Here is a 15,437-nt window from a genome sequence, read left to right as displayed (position 1 = left end):
CTGGGCAACGCGAGCAGCCGTCCGAAGGCACCTATTTTCGTGATATAAAGCCGTGCGCACAACCCATTTCGAACGGCATAGGCCCAAACGCGTCGCTCGCGAGGAGCCAGGACAAGGCACAACGAGGACAGCATCGCATCTGATGAAAAAAGGTTTTTATTCCATCATGGCCGCGCAGTTTTTTTCGTCGCTGGCCGATAGTGCCCTTCTGATTGCCGCCATCGCTCTGCTCAAAGACCTGCATGCCCAGAACTGGATGACGCCGCTGCTCAAGCTGTTTTTCGTCCTCTCGTATGTGGTGCTTGCAGCGTTCGTCGGTGCGTTTGCCGATTCCCGCCCCAAAGGGCGCGTCATGTTCGTCACCAACACGATCAAGATCGTCGGCTGCATCGTCATGATGGTCGGAGCGCATCCGCTGCTCGCCTACGGCATCGTCGGGTTCGGCGCGGCGGCCTATTCGCCCGCCAAATACGGCATCCTCACCGAACTGCTGCCGCCCGAGCGGCTCGTCGCGGCAAACGGGTGGATCGAAGGGACCACGGTCGCATCGATCATCCTCGGTACCGTGCTCGGGGGCGCGCTCATCAGCCCCCATATCGCCGTGCACATCCTTCGGCACCATATTCCGTTCGTCGCCACGCCGGCCGAAGCCGCGATGCTCGTCATCGTCGGCATCTACTTCATTGCGGCGCTCTTCAACCTGCGCATCCCCGATACCGGCGCACGGTATCCGCGGCAGGAACACGGTCCGATCAAGCTCGTCACCGATTTCGCCGAGTGCTTCCTGACACTGTGGCGCGACAAGCTCGGCCAGATCTCGCTGGCGGTCACGACGCTGTTCTGGGGCGCGGGCGCGACGCTTCAGTTCATCGTGCTGAAATGGGCCGAAGTCTCGCTCGGCATGTCGCTGTCCGAAGGCGCGATTCTGCAGGCCGTCGTCGCCCTCGGGGTAGCCTTCGGCGCAATGGCAGCCGCAGCCAAAGTGCCGCTCAAGAAGTCGCTTACCGTACTGCCCGTCGGCGTGCTCATGGGCATCGCCGTCATGCTCATGGCCTTTTACACCCGCCATCTGATTCCCGCGAACTGGGGCCTTTACTTCGGGCGCGTGCATGTGCCCGGCTATCTGATCATTGCTTACTTGTTCCTGATGGTCGTCGGCGCCCTGTCGGGCTTTTTCGTCGTGCCGATGAATGCGCTGCTCCAGCATCGTGGGCACGTGCTGCTTTCCGCGGGACATTCGATCGCCGTGCAGAATTTCAACGAGAATCTGTCCGTGCTGATCATGCTCTGCCTTTATGCGGTGCTCGTCTGGCTCGACGTGCCGGTATCGATCGTGATCGTGCTGTTCGGTACGTTCGTCTGTCTGATGATGTGGGTGGTCATGCGGCGCCACCAAGCCAATCAGCGCGCTTTCGATGCAGTCGCGCTGATCGGCGAAGTCAAACACTGAGTCGAGCACGAAGCCGGCACCGGGCCGGGGAGTCGCCATGTCGCATGCCATACCGAACGTCCTTTCGATCGCCGGCTCCGACTCGGGCGGCGGCGCGGGAATCCAGGCCGACCTCAAGACGTTCTCGGCGCTCGGTGCCTACGGCGCGAGCGTCGTCACGGCGCTGACCGCCCAGAACACGCGCGGCGTCTTCGCCGTGCATGCGCCCGACGCGGCATTCGTCGGCGCCCAACTCGATGCGGTTTTCAGCGACATTCGCATCGATGCGGTCAAGATCGGCATGCTTGCCAACATCGATATCGTGCGCGCCGTAGCCGGTGCGCTGCGCCAGTACCGACCGCAGTTCGTCGTACTCGACACCGTCATTCTTTCATCGAGCCGGCACCCTCTTCTCGCCCCCGACGCCGTGGCCGCCATGCGCGACGAGCTCGTACCGATCGCAAGCCTCGTGACGCCCAATCTGCCCGAAGCGGCGGCGCTCCTCGGCGGCCCCGAGGCCACCGACGAGGCGGCCATGCTCGATCAGGCGCAGGCGCTGCGGGCGCTGGGCGCCCAAGCCGTATTGATGAAGGGCGGTCACCTGGGCGGTGCCCAAAGCCCGGATTGGCTCGTCGAAGCCACGAACACGAGGCGTTTCGGCGCGGCGCGGCTGACAGTACCGAATACGCACGGCACAGGCTGCACGCTCTCCTCCGCCATCGCCGCGCTGATGCCGCGGCATAGCGATCTCGGCGACGCAATCGCCGGTGCCAAGGCCTATTTGCTCGATGCGATGCGCGAAAGCGTACGACTCGACGTGGGTACCGGTACCGGCCCGCTCCATCACTTTTATCGCTGGTGGTAGGACTGCCGGGCGAAGACTGCCGCCGCCCGCGGCCAGCCGTCCGGGACGACGAAGCCGCGCGCCTGCTCGATCCAAGGGTCACCCGAGGCGCAACGGCTGAAGGCGGCCACCATCGTCGGTCCGCTCTGCGAGGCCAGGCGCGCGGCGAGCGCATCGGCCGACACGAATTCCCCCGCTTGCACCGCACGCTCGGATCGGGGGGCGAGCCACGCAAGGCGCGGTAGCACGGCCCAGGCGTCGGCACGGCCCGCGGCAAAACGCGGCAACGCCGTGCGCTCGAGCCAGAACCCCCGCGCGTGCCGCGGATCGATCGCCGCCGGCATCGGCGGCAGTTCGAGCCCGCCCGACGCTTCGTTCCATCGATAGAAAAGCCAGCCTTTCACGAACATCCGCGCGTCCCACGGGCCTGCATGACCGAGCGACGCGAACTCGTCGCGCGCGGAAAGCGGCAGTTGGTGCTCGACGAGATGCGCGAGCTTCAGATCGAAGCGGTCTTGCAAGCTCGGGCCCACGTAGTCGGCCAGCGAGGCATCGGTGACGCCCGCATGCAAATAGCATTTGACCGCGAGCTCCCAATGCAGACGGAGTCCGTCCGGTGTCCGGATCAGAAAATCGCATTCGCCGAGCGTGCGGCCTGCCCGGCGCAACGCCACGTTGGCCGCAACGAGCCTCAGCGAAGGGCCGTGCTCGAGGAAAAACGCGAGCAGGCATTCTGCGTAGCGGCCCAACCGGGTGAATCGCGATGCGGCAAGGCACTCGCGCAGCGGCGCCGGGTCGCGCTCGAGCGTCAGGAGCCACGCGACACTCGCCGCCGCGTCGGCCGGACTGTCGAAAGGCTCGGCAAGCATGCCGAGCGGTGGCTGCGGCCGCAAAAGCGACGGGCTCAAAAGCAGCCATGCGAGATCCCGGACGGACGGCTCATGGAGCCGCTCGAGCAACGCATCGAGCGCGGCCGCCTCGGCTGCCGGCTCGAACGCGCTCATTCACCCGCCCGTTCGGAAAGCGCTTGCCGATAGGTGTCGTCCGCGAGACATAGGTCAGCCCACGCTTTCGCCTTGTCCGGCAGACTGCGCAGCAGATAAGCGGGGTGATAGGTGACGACGACGGGCACGCCCTCGTAACGGTGCACGCGTTGGCGCAGCGACGAAATGCTCGCATCCGTCTTCAACAGGTTTTGCGCCGCGACGCGCCCCAGCGCGACGATCAGTTTTGGCTTGAGGAGCGCGACTTGTCGCTGGAGGTACGGTTCGCAGCGCGCCACCTCGTCGGGCTCCGGATTGCGGTTGCCGGGCGGGCGGCATTTGACGACGTTGGCGATATAGACGTTCTCGCCGCGCGCGAGCGCCAGCGCGCGCAGCATGCTGTCGAGCAGCTTGCCGGCCTGGCCGACGAACGGTTCGCCTTGCTTGTCCTCGTTTTCGCCCGGCGCCTCGCCGATCAGCATCCAATCGGCCTCGCGATCGCCGACCCCGAACACGGTGCGCGTGCGTTTCTCGCACAGGCGGCACTGCTCGCAGCCGGCCACGCGGGCTTCGAGCGCCTCCCAGTCGAGCGCCGCGACATCGGCGCGATCGACCGTCGGCGCCGGCTGAGACGGTTGCACCGCAACTTCGCCGAATGCTTCGAGCAACGCATCGGCTTCGTGCTCGGGTGGGTCGGGGGGCTCGGCACGCGACGCCGTGCCACCGCCGCGCCGAGCCCAAAGCGGTGCAAGCCCCAGCATGTCCAGCGCGGCTTCATCGAGCGCCATGCGCATCCTCCTTCGGAAATGTGAATCGCATGACGAGTGCGTCCTCGCGGCCGCGATGCCGCGCCGGATAGTAGTGCTTGCGGCGCCCGATCGTCGAGAAGCCGAAGCGTTCGTACAGCTTCACGGCCCGGACGTTGGACGGCCGGACCTCGAGCAGCAGGCCCGTCAGGCCCTTGCTGCGCGTGAGACGCGCAGCTTCGCGCAACAACGCGAGGCCCGCGCCCGTGCGCTGCGCCTGCGGCGCGACGCATAAATTGAGCAGGTGCATTTCGTCGACGACAGGCATCAGCACGCAGTACCCGATGAGCGTGCCGGTGACGTGGCGCATGCAAACGCCGAAGTAACCATTGCGCAGCGAGTCTTCGAAATTGCCGCGTGACCAGGGGAACTCGTAGGCTTCGCGCTCGACATAAGCCACCTCGTCGAGATCGGCATCGGTCATCGGCGAGATATACCGATCGGCCAGCAACACGCCACTCATTGCCCGCGCCCCTCCTCGCGCACCGCGCGGACCGCTTCGCGTTCGGCGCTCGTTTGAGCCACCTTGTCGCGAATGTACTCGGGGGCGGCCTGCTCGGCCGACACGACACGCCCGGCGCGATAGGCTCGCCACGCCGCATGCGCGAGCGGCACGGCATGCGGCACCGCTTCGCCGTCCACTGTCCGCGCAGCGCCAGCCGCGGCGAGCCGGTCCCCGAACGCGGCCGCCGCATTGCCGGCCAGCGTGAACGGCTCCGAAGGAATGGCGAGCGCGCCGGGATCGCCGAGGGCGGGTGCCGAAACGATGTGCCATTCGGCGGCATCCGCGCTCCACGCGTAATCGGCCCAGTAGACCTCGCCCATGCGCGCATCGAGCACGGCGAGCACTCGCGTGGCCGCGGGGTCGCGCAAACGCGCGCTTTCGGCGCAGGCGAGCAGCGTGCTCACGGGGACCACCGGTAGCGCGAGACCGAAGGCCAGGCCTTGCGCGACGCCTGCCGCGGTGCGTAGCCCCGTGAACGAACCGGGGCCGGCGCCAAAGGCGATCGCATTGCAATCGCGCAACGCCAAACCGGCTTCGTCGAACAACTCCTTCACGGCGGGCAGCACGCGCGCGCTGGAGACCGCGCCCGTTTTCTCATGCCGAGCCAGCACGCGCGGCGCCGCGGCGGGCGGCTGGCCGGTGCGGGCGTCGGCGTCGAGCAGCGCCACCGAGCAATATTCGGTCGAGGTATCGAGAGCAAGCAGAACGGTTCGGGTCATGGCCGCTATTGTAATGCGGCGCCCGTCGGTTCCGGATCGCAAACCGGCAGCCCGCACGGCCCCACCTGTGCGGCCCGACCTGTGCGGCCCAAGCGTTTGGAAGGTTTGCTCGATGTTTTCGGAGACGGAGCTTGCTATGATCGGCCGCCCAATCGCTCCACAGGGAGAATCCAATGAGCACACTCGATGCGCGCTTCGAGCAGGCACAGACGGACGTCAAGGCGCTACCGGAGAAACCGGGCAACATGACGCTGCTGCGCCTTTACGCGCTTTTCAAGCAGGCCACGGAGGGCGACGTGCAAGGCGAAAAACCCGGTTTCGCCGATATCGTCGGCAAGTACAAACACGACGCGTGGGCTTCACTGAAAGGAACCGCGCAGGACCAGGCGAAGCAACAGTATGTCGAGCTGGTCGAGTCGCTCAAAAACGGCACGGCATCGTAGCAACCGCCAGTTTTTGGCGTCGTGGGTGGCGCAGCGCAGCAAAAACCCTTATACTGCGGCCTGCGCTTCGCCACACAAATGTGCCAAAGGTGTTTTCGGCCTTTCCCGCGGTGCAGCGCTGCGTAGCGTTTTGCTCCAATCCAGTTTAGAAACTGTCCCCTCCTGCCCAGGCCCCTGCGGGCCGCCTCGATCAGGCTGGCGGCGATGCCACACCGGCATCCCGCACTCGATACAGCTTCTAACGAAAAGCTCGCCGTAACTTGCGGGCTGCCCCCGTTTTTCGATTTGCTCGCTGAAGTATTGCATGCTGAATCCGACGACTTGGGTGATGCCGATTGGCGCCGACGTTCCTTCCCACAGTTGTTAAGGATTCTCATGACCTCGAGCTTCACCTCTCCCATGACCGCCATCGCCGATCAAGCACTCGGTCTCGACATCGATACCGCGCCCGCCGCACCCGCCGCCGACTCCGTCGAGACGGCCGGTTCCGGCTTCGCCGCGCTCGGTCTGTCGTCCGAGATCGTTTCGGCGCTGATGGCCGCGGGCTACGTCAAGCCCACCCCGGTGCAAGAACGCGCGATCCCCGCCGCCATCGCCGGGCGTGACCTGCTCGTCTCGAGCCCGACCGGTTCGGGCAAGACGGCGGCGTTCATGCTGCCGGCGATCGAGCGTTTCGCTCAGTTGCAAAAGACGAAAACCGCCGAGCCGCGCGAGGCAGCGGGCGACCGCCGCCCGCGCCGCGGCCCGCCCGTGGCACAGCCGAGCCTGCTCGTGCTGACTCCGACGCGTGAGCTGGCCATGCAGGTGACGACGGCCGCATCGACGTACGGCAAGCACCTGCGGCGTCTGCGTACGGTCAGCATTCTGGGCGGCGTCGCCTACGGTCAGCAGTTGACGCTGCTGGCGAAAAACCCCGAGATTCTCGTTGCCACGCCGGGACGTTTGCTCGATCACCTCGAGCGCGGCCGCATCGATTTGTCGCTGCTGCAAATCCTCGTGATCGATGAAGCGGACCGCATGCTCGACATGGGCTTCATCGAGGATATCGAAACGATCGTCGCGGCCACGCCGGCCACGCGCCAGACGATGTTCTTCTCCGCTACGCTCGACGGCAAGATCGGCTCGCTGACGAACCGGCTGCTGCGCAACCCCGAGCGCATCGAAATCGAGCATCGCCCCGAATCGCGCGACAACATCTCGCAAGCGATTCACTACGTCGACGACCGCGACCACAAAGACCGCCTGCTCGAGCATTTGCTGCGCGACACGGCGCTCGACCAAGCGATCGTCTTCACCGCAACGAAAAGCGAAGCCGACCAGCTGGCCGGCCGTCTCGCCGATGCAGGCTTCGCTTCGGCGGCGCTGCATGGCGATCTGCCGCAAGGCGCCCGCAATCGCACGATCCGCGCGCTGCGCGAGCGCCGTGTGCGCGTGCTCGTCGCGACCGATGTGGCTGCGCGCGGCATCGATATCCCCGGCGTCACGCACGTGTTCAACTACGACCTGCCGAAGTTCGCGGAAGACTACGTGCACCGGATCGGCCGTACCGGCCGGGCCGGACGGACCGGCACGGCCGTCAGCCTCGTCAATCACGCCGAATTCGGTGCGCTCAAGCGCATCGAGCGGTTCGTGCGTACGACGCTGCCCGTCAATGTGGTCGTAGGCTTCGAGCCGCGCAAGGCACCGCCGACGAATAATCGCGGCGGTTTCGGTGGCCGCGGCCGGCCTGGCAGCAGCAGCGCTCCTCGCCGGTTCGGCTCGAACGCAAACGGCGGTGCGCGCAGCGGCAGCGGCTCGTACAGCCACGGCGAAGGCCGTGGCGCCCCCGCCGGCGGCCGTCCCAACGGCGGCGGTTCGCGCGACGGCTATCAGGGTCGGCGTGGCGATTCGGCACGCGGTGGCGCACGCCGCAGCAGCTAACGACTGATGTATCGCGCTTTGCGAGGCCGACGGCCCCGCAAAGCGGGTTCCTTCAAGACCGGTGTCCATGGACACCGGTTTTTTTTTGCCGACTGAGTCGGGCCTTCAGCACAGGCAGGCATCCAACGCGGAGATCGAACAGCATTTCACAATGCGGAAAATTTTTTTGCGTCGTAAAAAACCGTGCTGCGTGGCACAACGTCAGTCGTTGCAGCATAGAAAACCATCTTTCACATTGTGATATATCGTCATAACTAGTTGATAACTAAATAGAATTTTTGTCTAAAAAAGCGGGTAGCATGGCTGTTGCTAAGTTTTGGGTTTGCCTAGACTCTTATATAAGACTTCGTCACGTCGGTGGCACGCGGCAGATGAATCGGTTTTTCCCTCATACGCAACCAGGAGCACACCATGTCACGTCAGCAGCAGGCTCAGGAACTTCAACGCCAGTGGGAAACGGACGCACGCTGGAAAGGCATCAAGCGCAGCTATACCGCCGAAGATGTCGTCCGTCTGCGCGGCTCCCTGCAAGCGGAACATACGCTCGCCCGCGTGGGAGCCGAAAAGCTCTGGAAGGGCGTCAATACCGAACCGTTCGTCAATGCGCTCGGCGCGCTGACGGGCAATCAAGCCATGCAGCAGGTCAAAGCCGGCCTGAGAGCCATTTATCTGTCGGGCTGGCAGGTGGCTGGCGACGCGAACGTTGCCGGCGAGATGTATCCCGATCAGTCGCTCTACCCCGCCAATTCGGTGCCGCTCGTCGTGAAGCGCATCAACAATACGTTGTCGCGCGCAGACCAGATCCAATGGTCCGAGGGCAAGAATCCCGGCGATGAAGGCTATATCGATTTCTTCGCGCCGATCGTTGCGGATGCCGAAGCCGGCTTCGGCGGCGTGCTCAACGCATTCGAGCTCATGAAAGCCATGATCGAGGCGGGCGCCGCCGGCGTGCATTTCGAGGACCAGCTCGCTTCGGTCAAGAAATGCGGCCACATGGGCGGCAAAGTGCTCGTGCCGACGCGCGAAAACATTGCCAAGCTGACCGCGGCGCGGCTCGCGGCCGACGTATGCGGCGTGCCGACCGTTCTCATCGCGCGCACCGACGCCGAAGCGGCGGATCTCGTGACCTCGGATATCGACGAAAACGACCGCCCGTTTCTGACCGGCGAGCGGACTGTGGAGGGCTTTTACAGGACGAAGCCGGGCCTGGCGCAAGCCGTGTCGCGCGGCCTGGCCTATGCGCCCTACGCCGATATGATCTGGTGCGAGACCGGCAAGCCGGACCTCGAATACGCCAAGAAATTCGCCGAAGCGATCCACAAGGTCTTCCCCGACAAGCTGCTGTCGTACAACTGCTCCCCGTCGTTCAACTGGAAGAAGAATCTCGACGACGCGACGATTGCCAAGTTCCAGAAGGAACTGGGTGCGATGGGCTACAAGTTCCAGTTCATCACGCTCGCCGGCTTCCATGCGCTGAATTACTCGATGTTCCACCTCGCGCACGGCTATGCCCGCACGCAGATGAGTGCCTTCGTCGAGTTGCAGCAAGCCGAATTCGAAGCAGCCGAGAAGGGCTTTACGGCGGTCAAGCATCAGCGCGAAGTCGGCACCGGCTACTTCGATGCCGTCACGCAAACGGTCGAAAGCGACGCGTCGACGACGGCGTTGCACGGCTCGACCGAAGACGAACAGTTCTTCGATAGCAAGAAGGTCGCTTAAAGCAGGTCGGCAAGTGCGGTCGCTGCGCCGCGGCCCAACCGCCCGGCGCAGCCGAACCTCTGGCCCGGCAACGCCGACGCGTCGCCGGACGCCGGCTCAGCGATAGACGATCACGGGAATCGTGGTGTGCGTGAGCACGCGCTGCGTCTCGCTACCGATCAGGAGACTGCCCAGCCCACGGCGCCCATGCGACGCCATGAAAATGACGTCGCAGCCGCCGCGTTCGGCCGCATCGATGATCCCGAGATACGGCGAAGGATGCGCGCTCGTCTCGCTCCTGCAGCTCACTCCGACGCGCTCGGCAGCCGCTTCGATCTCGTGCAGAAGCACGCGCGCTTCGCGCTCGCTGCGGGACTGAAAGTCTTCGGGCGGCTCGATCACCACCTCGGCGTAGGGCGAATACGGGTACTGCGGCAAGCAGGTGTAGGCAGTCACCCGCGCACCGACCGTTCGCGCAAGATCGATCGCCCCGTCGATCGCTTTTTGCGACAAGTCCGAACCGTCGGTCGGAACCAGGATGTGCTTGAACATGGCCCTCTCCAGTACTGGCGACATCGCGCAGGGACACCCGCAGCGTCTTTTGCGCGCCTTGCGCCGGGTGCCTGAAGTCGATTGTAGTGCCCGCACCGCCCGGCTTTCGCGCGGCTACGGGACAGTCCGCATATCGAAAACCCGCCTGACACTATTGCCAGTAGCCGGGCTGAGCGTAGGTGTGCTTGAGGAAATCGAGGAAAAGACGGACGCGCAGCGGCAAATGCCGCCGTTGTGCGAACACCGCCTGAATGCCGATGGGCGGCGCCGCGAACCGGTCGAGCACCGTGACGAGGCGCCCCGCCGCGATGTCGCCACCGACCTCCCACCAGGAGCGCCAGGCAAGCCCGTGGCCGGCGAGGCACCACTCATGCAGGACCGCGCCATCGGAGCACTCCACCGCGCCGCCGACCTTGATCGACACGACCTCGCCCGCCTGCTGGAAGGTCCAGACTCGCTGCTGGTTCGCGTTCGCCGCCAGCGTGAGGCAGTTGTGGCTCGCAAGCGCGGCGAGCGAATCCGGCGCGCCGTGACGCGCGAGATAGGCGGGCGCGGCCACACAGACGCGCCGGTTTTCGCCGAGCTTGAGCGAGACGAGCGAGGAGTCGGACAGGTCCCCGAGCCGCACGGCGCAGTCGAAGCCCTCGTTCACGAGATCGACGAGCCGATCCGACAGGTCGAGCGTGACGGAAACGTCGGGATGAGCCGCCGCGAACTCGGGCACGAGCGGCGCCACGTGCTTGCGGCCAAAGCCGGCCGGTGCCGATACGCGCAGATGGCCGCTCGCCTTGACGCCGCCGGCCGACACGCTCGCCTCCGCATCCGCGAGATCGCTGACGATCCGCTGACAATCCTCGAGAAACGCCGCCCCCTCGAACGTGAGCGTCAGTTTGCGCGTCGTCCGCACGACAAGCCTCACGCCGAGCCGCTCTTCGAGTGCGTCGAGCCGGCGCCCGATGACGGCGGGCGCCACGCCTTCGGCCTGGGCGGCCGCGGAAAGACTGCCTTTCGCCGCCACGGCGACGAAGGTCTCGATTTGCTTGAAGCGCGCCATGACCGGGGGTGTAGAGATTCGAACAACCGCAGATTATGTATCAAAAAGTCAAAGATCAATTAACTTCCAAGCGCTTTTTTATACCAAATCATCACCAATAGAATGAGCGATTTTGCCATTTGACCGACCAAGGAGAAACACATGGCGAACACGTTGTCGCTGCCGCAAGGCATGGAGATCACCGGCCCGATCGAGCCCGGTTTCGAAACCATCCTGAGCCCCGACGCGCTTGCGCTCGTCGCGAAGCTGCATCGTCGGTTCGAGCCGCGCCGGCGCGAATTGCTCGAGCGGCGCGCGGCGCGCACGCGGCGGCTGGACGCGGGGGAGCGTCCCGACTTCCTGGCCGAAACGCAGTCGGTGCGCGACGGCGATTGGAGCATTGCGCCGCTGCCCGAGGATCTGGCATGCCGACGTGTCGAAATCACGGGCCCGGTCGAGCGCAAGATGATCATCAATGCGCTGAACTCGGGTGCGGACGCCTATATGACCGACTTCGAGGATTCGAATACCCCGAACTGGCACAACCAGATCACCGGGCAATTGAACCTCAAGGATGCCGTGCGCCGGACGATCTCGCTCGAACAGAACGGCAAGCAATATCGGCTCAACGACAAGGTCGCCACACTGATCGTGCGTCCGCGCGGCTGGCATCTCGACGAAAAACACGTCAAGGTCGACGGCCAGCGCGTCTCGGGCGGCATCTTCGATTTCGCGCTCTACCTCTTTCACAACGCACAAGAATTGATCGCGCGAGGTAGCGGCCCCTACTTCTACCTGCCGAAAATCGAAAGCCATCTCGAAGCGCGCCTGTGGAACGATGTCTTCATCGCGGCGCAGGAAGCGATCGGACTCGCGCGCGGGACGATCCGGGCTACGGTGCTCATCGAAACGATCCTCGCCGCCTTCGAGATGGACGAAATTCTCTACGAGTTGCGCGAGCACAGCTCGGGGCTCAACGCCGGCCGCTGGGACTACATCTTCTCGGCCATCAAGAAGTTCAAGAACGACGAAGCGTTTTGCCTCGCGGACCGCGCTCAGATCACGATGACCGTGCCGTTCATGCGCGCCTACGCGCTGCAGTTGCTGAAGACGTGCCACCGACGCAATGCGCCCGCGATCGGCGGCATGAGTGCGTTGATTCCGATCAAGAGCGACGCCGCGGCGAACGAGAAAGCGATGGCGGGGGTGCGCGCCGATAAGGCGCGCGATGCAACCGACGGTTACGACGGCGGCTGGGTCGCGCATCCCGGCCTCGTGCCGCTCGCGATGGAAGAATTCGTCAAGGTGCTCGGCGACAAGCCGAATCAGATCGGCAAACGACGCGACGATGTACAGGTCACCGCCAAGGACCTGCTCGACTTTCGCCCCGAAGCCCCGATCACCGAGGCGGGTCTGCGCAACAACATCAACGTCGGCATCCATTACCTCGGTTCGTGGCTCACGGGGAACGGCTGCGTGCCGATTCACAATCTGATGGAAGACGCGGCAACCGCCGAGATCTCGCGCTCGCAGGTCTGGCAATGGATCCGCTCGCCGAAGGGCACGCTCGACGACGGCCGCAAGGTCACGGCCGAGCTGGTCCGCGCGCTGGCGCAACAAGAGTTGGAAAAAGTAAAGCAGGCCGTTGACGGGGAAGCGGCGCCTTATGAGCGTGCGGCGCAGATCTTCGAGCAGATGTCGACGTCGGAGCAGTTCACCGAATTCCTGACCTTGCCGCTCTACGAGGAAATCTGATCCGGCGACCGCGTCGCGCCCCGGGCCCGTTGCTGTCAGCTACGCTCAGCTGCCATAGCGGAGCTCGGGTGCCGCGTCGCGTGCGATGCGGTAGCGGACCCAGTCGCCCGCGCGGATTAACAAGCGCTCGGCGACGGACTCCGCCGCCACCGGATAGAACAAACACCGCAGTTCCCGTCCAGCAACGTTGACGCCGATCTCGCGCAAGCGAAAGAGGCCCTCGACGCCGGGATAGACTTCCTCGATCTCGTTGAGCACCGGCAGGAGCGCATCGTCGATCTCGTAGACATCGCCGCGCACTGCGGGAGCCTCGCGGTCCGGCACAAGTCCTGGATAGCTGCCGAAATCGTATAGCCGCCCCTGCACCGAAGCCGCGCCGAGGAGCCGTGGGGCCGGCAGCCCGTGACGCGCGGCGGCCTGGCCGATGTCGTTCACTTCGCCTTCGCGCAAAGTGCCATATACGAAAACGTGTAGCATCTCCACCCCACTGTTCCGGTGCCTTACTCGTTCATACGCCGGTGCCCGGTCGCCGCTCGCGCCGGACATGCATTATGCATGCCGGTCCCCCGAGAGCGATAGTATGCTAACGCAACCATGACCTTACGAGCCTTGGCACCGCCCGCCGCACGCGTGCATTTCGTCGACATTCCGCCCGAATTCGCACCGACGCGCGCCCATCCGATCCGTGTCCGTTCGCGGCCCATGCCGGCCGGCGAACGCATCACCATGCACATGCACGCGTGGGCACAGCTGGCCTACGCCCCGCGCGGCGTGTTGCGGCTCGCGATCGAGAGCAGTAGCTGGATCGTGCCGCCGTCGAGAGCAATCTGGGTGCCGCCGCATGTACCGCATGAAGTGGTCGTCGTCGAGGAGGCCTACATGCGCACGCTTTATATCGACGAGTCCGCGGTTCCGGCCGGGCTCGAGAGCTGCCGTGTCATGGAGGTCTCGTGTCTGTTGCGCGAAGTCATTGCGGCGATGGATATGGCCGATCTCGCGCCGGCTCGCGAGAAGCTGCTCGGCGCGCTCGCGCTCGACGAGCTTGCCCGCGCTGCCCCGTTGCCGCTGTCGGTCCCGATGCCGCGGGAAAAACGGCTCCGTGCATTATGCGAAGCGCTGCTCGCGGATCCGGGCAATACCGATTCGCTCGAATACTGGGCGGCGAGCGTGGGCGCCAGCACGCGCACGATCGCGCGTCTTTTTCGGCAGGAGCTCGGCATGAGCTTCTCCCAGTGGCGACAGCAAGCGGTCCTCGCACGCGCCATTCCTTTGCTCAACCAAGGGCTCGCGCTTTCGCGGATCGCGCGCGAACTCGGTTATCAGAGCCAAAGCGCGTTTTCGGCGATGTTCCGGCGCGCGTTCGGCGAGAGCCCGCGCGCGTTCATGGTGCGCGGCCATGAACGCACCGAGGCCCCTCCCGGGGAGGCCGACGACGAAATCGAGAGTGCTGCCGAAGCCATGTCGCACCGCTGAGCATTACGCTGGCGCCGCAGAACCGGCCGCTCAGACGCGCCGCGTCATATGCCGGATTGCGCCGAACTGCGCCAACCGAGGGCCGGCGCTCCGGTAACCCATACGCAGATAGAGCCGCGCGGCCGGGTTATCGACGAATACACGCAATTGCAGTTCCTGCAAGCCGCGTTCGCGTGCCCATCGGTGGCAAGTTCTCAGCAAGAAGGTGCCGGCGCCCTGACGCCGGTGGTCAGCGGCGATCTGCACGTCGCGAATATGAAGCGAATCGCCCTCTTCCGTCATCCGCAGCACGCCGATCGGTTCGCCGTCCGACTCGAGAACGAAGTTCTCCGACTCGCACCAGCTCGCGTAGAACAGATCGGCCCGCCAGACGAGGTGATGGCGCTCGTAGTAACCGTTCATGTTCGCACGGGTCAGCGCTTCCGCAAAGACGAAGTCGTCGGGCACGGCTTCGCGCAGATGAAACGGCAACGGGGCATCGGAGGGGTCGAACATCGCAGCCGGAACGAGGAGCAATCCCAGACACGGTAAGCCAGGGCGACGCGGCTGGCAACCGAGAATTTCCCCGGCGCTGCGCTTTCGCCGTAGATTGGCCGAGCGGCTAAAAAAAAGCCCGTTCGAACGCATGCTCGAACGGGCTTTCTTCATTTTTGGCGGAGTGGACGGGACTCGAACCCGCGACCCCCGGCGTGACAGGCCGGTATTCTAACCGACTGAACTACCACTCCAGTCTTGGCATCGTGGCGCCAGAGTGTCGGTCTTGTCTCTGGCGCTGCGGCGCGCTTTTCAGCAGCGCCGCGATGTTTGGCGTCCCCTAGGGGATTCGAACCCCTGTACTCACCGTGAAAGGGTGATGTCCTAGGCCTCTAGACGAAGGGGACAACGTACAGCTTGCACTTCTATTAAAAAAGCCCGTTCAAGCATGAACTGAACGGGCTTTGTCTGGCGGAGTGGACGGGACTCGAACCCGCGACCCCCGGCGTGACAGGCCGGTATTCTAACCAACTGAACTACCACTCCAGTCTTGGCATCGTGACGCCAGAGTGTTGGTCTTGTCTCTGGCGCTGCGGCGCGCTTTTCAGCTGCACCGCGATGTCTGGCGTCCCCTAGGGGATTCGAACCCCTGTACTCACCGTGAAAGGGTGATGTCCTAGGCCTCTAGACGAAGGGGACAAAATTCTCACGTTACTGCTCGACTTACTGCCGCGATCGACTTTTCGTCAAAAGCGAAGATCGCCATTCTATCTTCGCGTGCCGCGTTTGTGAAGTATTTTCTT

At 64.5% G+C, this 15,437-nt stretch carries 14 protein-coding genes, 4 tRNA genes and 1 pseudogene; 7 read left to right on the top strand and 12 right to left on the bottom strand.

From position 1 onward, the window contains the following. Positions 1-142 precede the first annotated feature (142 nt). Both lplT and thiD read left to right on the top strand, forming a co-directional pair. Positions 143-1,450 carry a lysophospholipid transporter LplT gene (gene lplT / locus VGL01_RS20960; protein ID WP_331572747.1) on the top strand — a complete coding sequence of 436 codons (1,308 nt, stop codon included), beginning with the start codon at positions 143-145 and terminating at the stop codon, positions 1,448-1,450. A 37-nt stretch (positions 1,451-1,487) separates the two neighbouring features. After that, positions 1,488-2,294 (top strand): bifunctional hydroxymethylpyrimidine kinase/phosphomethylpyrimidine kinase, encoded by an 807-nt coding sequence (gene thiD / locus VGL01_RS20955; RefSeq protein ID WP_331572746.1) that lies wholly within the window; start codon positions 1,488-1,490, stop codon positions 2,292-2,294. Here thiD and VGL01_RS20950 read toward each other — a convergent pair. The 4 genes and pseudogenes from VGL01_RS20950 to tsaB all read right to left on the bottom strand — a co-directional run bounded on the left by VGL01_RS20950 (position 2,279) and on the right by tsaB (position 5,286). Next, positions 2,279-3,277 carry a DUF1853 family protein gene (locus VGL01_RS20950; protein ID WP_331572745.1) on the bottom strand — a complete coding sequence of 333 codons (999 nt, stop codon included), beginning with the start codon at positions 3,275-3,277 and terminating at the stop codon, positions 2,279-2,281. The two genes, thiD and VGL01_RS20950, sit on opposite strands and share 16 nt — an antisense overlap. Then, a pseudogene (locus VGL01_RS20945) lies at positions 3,274-3,855 on the bottom strand (uracil-DNA glycosylase); the annotation flags it as partial. The gene VGL01_RS20950 and the pseudogene VGL01_RS20945, both read right to left, overlap by 4 nt. 175 nt (positions 3,856-4,030) lie before the next feature. Beyond that, positions 4,031-4,525: a ribosomal protein S18-alanine N-acetyltransferase gene (rimI, locus tag VGL01_RS20940; RefSeq protein WP_331572741.1), complete on the bottom strand. Its 495-nt coding sequence runs from the start codon at positions 4,523-4,525 to the stop codon at positions 4,031-4,033. Continuing rightward, entirely contained in the window at positions 4,522-5,286 is a 765-nt protein-coding gene (gene tsaB, locus VGL01_RS20935) for a tRNA (adenosine(37)-N6)-threonylcarbamoyltransferase complex dimerization subunit type 1 TsaB (protein ID WP_331572739.1), read from the bottom strand. The genes rimI and tsaB overlap by 4 nt, the downstream gene beginning before the upstream one ends. 173 nt (positions 5,287-5,459) lie before the next feature. On the opposite strand from tsaB, the gene VGL01_RS20930 reads away from it, so the two are divergent. From VGL01_RS20930 to aceA, 3 genes are all read left to right on the top strand, one after another. After that, a complete protein-coding gene (locus VGL01_RS20930; RefSeq protein ID WP_331572737.1) occupies positions 5,460-5,729 on the top strand; it encodes an acyl-CoA-binding protein in 270 nt (89 codons plus the stop codon). A 375-nt stretch (positions 5,730-6,104) separates the two neighbouring features. Beyond that, positions 6,105-7,649, top strand: coding sequence for a DEAD/DEAH box helicase (locus VGL01_RS20925; RefSeq protein WP_331572735.1), 1,545 nt, complete (start codon positions 6,105-6,107; stop codon positions 7,647-7,649). Positions 7,650-8,060: 411 nt separating this feature from the next. Next, on the top strand, positions 8,061-9,368 hold the full coding sequence (aceA, locus tag VGL01_RS20920) for an isocitrate lyase (protein WP_331572733.1): 1,308 nt from the start codon (positions 8,061-8,063) through the stop codon (positions 9,366-9,368). A gap of 96 nt (positions 9,369-9,464) precedes the next feature. Here aceA and VGL01_RS20915 read toward each other — a convergent pair whose 3' ends face one another. Both VGL01_RS20915 and VGL01_RS20910 read right to left on the bottom strand, forming a co-directional pair. Further along, complete coding sequence (locus tag VGL01_RS20915; protein WP_331572731.1) at positions 9,465-9,899, bottom strand: universal stress protein; 435 nt, start codon at positions 9,897-9,899, stop codon at positions 9,465-9,467. Between the two features lie 151 nt (positions 9,900-10,050). Beyond that, positions 10,051-10,953, bottom strand: a complete 903-nt coding sequence (locus VGL01_RS20910) for a LysR family transcriptional regulator (RefSeq protein WP_331572729.1) — start codon at positions 10,951-10,953, stop codon at positions 10,051-10,053. Between the two features lie 141 nt (positions 10,954-11,094). Between VGL01_RS20910 and aceB the strand changes: the two genes are divergently transcribed. After that, entirely contained in the window at positions 11,095-12,687 is a 1,593-nt protein-coding gene (aceB, locus tag VGL01_RS20905; RefSeq protein ID WP_331572727.1) for a malate synthase A, read from the top strand. A 45-nt stretch (positions 12,688-12,732) separates the two neighbouring features. Here the strand turns inward: aceB and VGL01_RS20900 are convergent, their stop codons facing one another. Further along, complete coding sequence (locus VGL01_RS20900) at positions 12,733-13,164, bottom strand: gamma-glutamylcyclotransferase family protein (RefSeq protein WP_331572832.1); 432 nt, start codon at positions 13,162-13,164, stop codon at positions 12,733-12,735. Positions 13,165-13,281: 117 nt separating this feature from the next. Between VGL01_RS20900 and VGL01_RS20895 the strand changes: the two genes are divergently transcribed. Beyond that, positions 13,282-14,160: a helix-turn-helix transcriptional regulator gene (locus VGL01_RS20895; RefSeq protein ID WP_331572725.1), complete on the top strand. Its 879-nt coding sequence runs from the start codon at positions 13,282-13,284 to the stop codon at positions 14,158-14,160. Between the two features lie 30 nt (positions 14,161-14,190). Here the strand turns inward: VGL01_RS20895 and VGL01_RS20890 are convergent, their stop codons facing one another. The 5 genes from VGL01_RS20890 to VGL01_RS20870 form a co-directional block, all read right to left on the bottom strand. Further along, positions 14,191-14,655, bottom strand: coding sequence for a GNAT family N-acetyltransferase (locus tag VGL01_RS20890; protein WP_331572723.1), 465 nt, complete (start codon positions 14,653-14,655; stop codon positions 14,191-14,193). A 156-nt stretch (positions 14,656-14,811) separates the two neighbouring features. Beyond that, positions 14,812-14,888, bottom strand: a tRNA-Asp gene (locus VGL01_RS20885). Between the two features lie 77 nt (positions 14,889-14,965). Then, positions 14,966-15,041, bottom strand: a tRNA-Glu gene (locus tag VGL01_RS20880). Between the two features lie 62 nt (positions 15,042-15,103). Beyond that, positions 15,104-15,180 (bottom strand) — tRNA-Asp (locus VGL01_RS20875). Between the two features lie 77 nt (positions 15,181-15,257). After that, positions 15,258-15,333, bottom strand: a tRNA-Glu gene (locus VGL01_RS20870). Positions 15,334-15,437 lie beyond the last annotated feature (104 nt).

This window comes from Trinickia sp. (genome assembly GCF_036503415.1).
Lineage (GTDB): Bacteria > Pseudomonadota > Gammaproteobacteria > Burkholderiales > Burkholderiaceae > Trinickia.
This window is presented reverse-complemented; position numbering and strand designations above follow the sequence as displayed.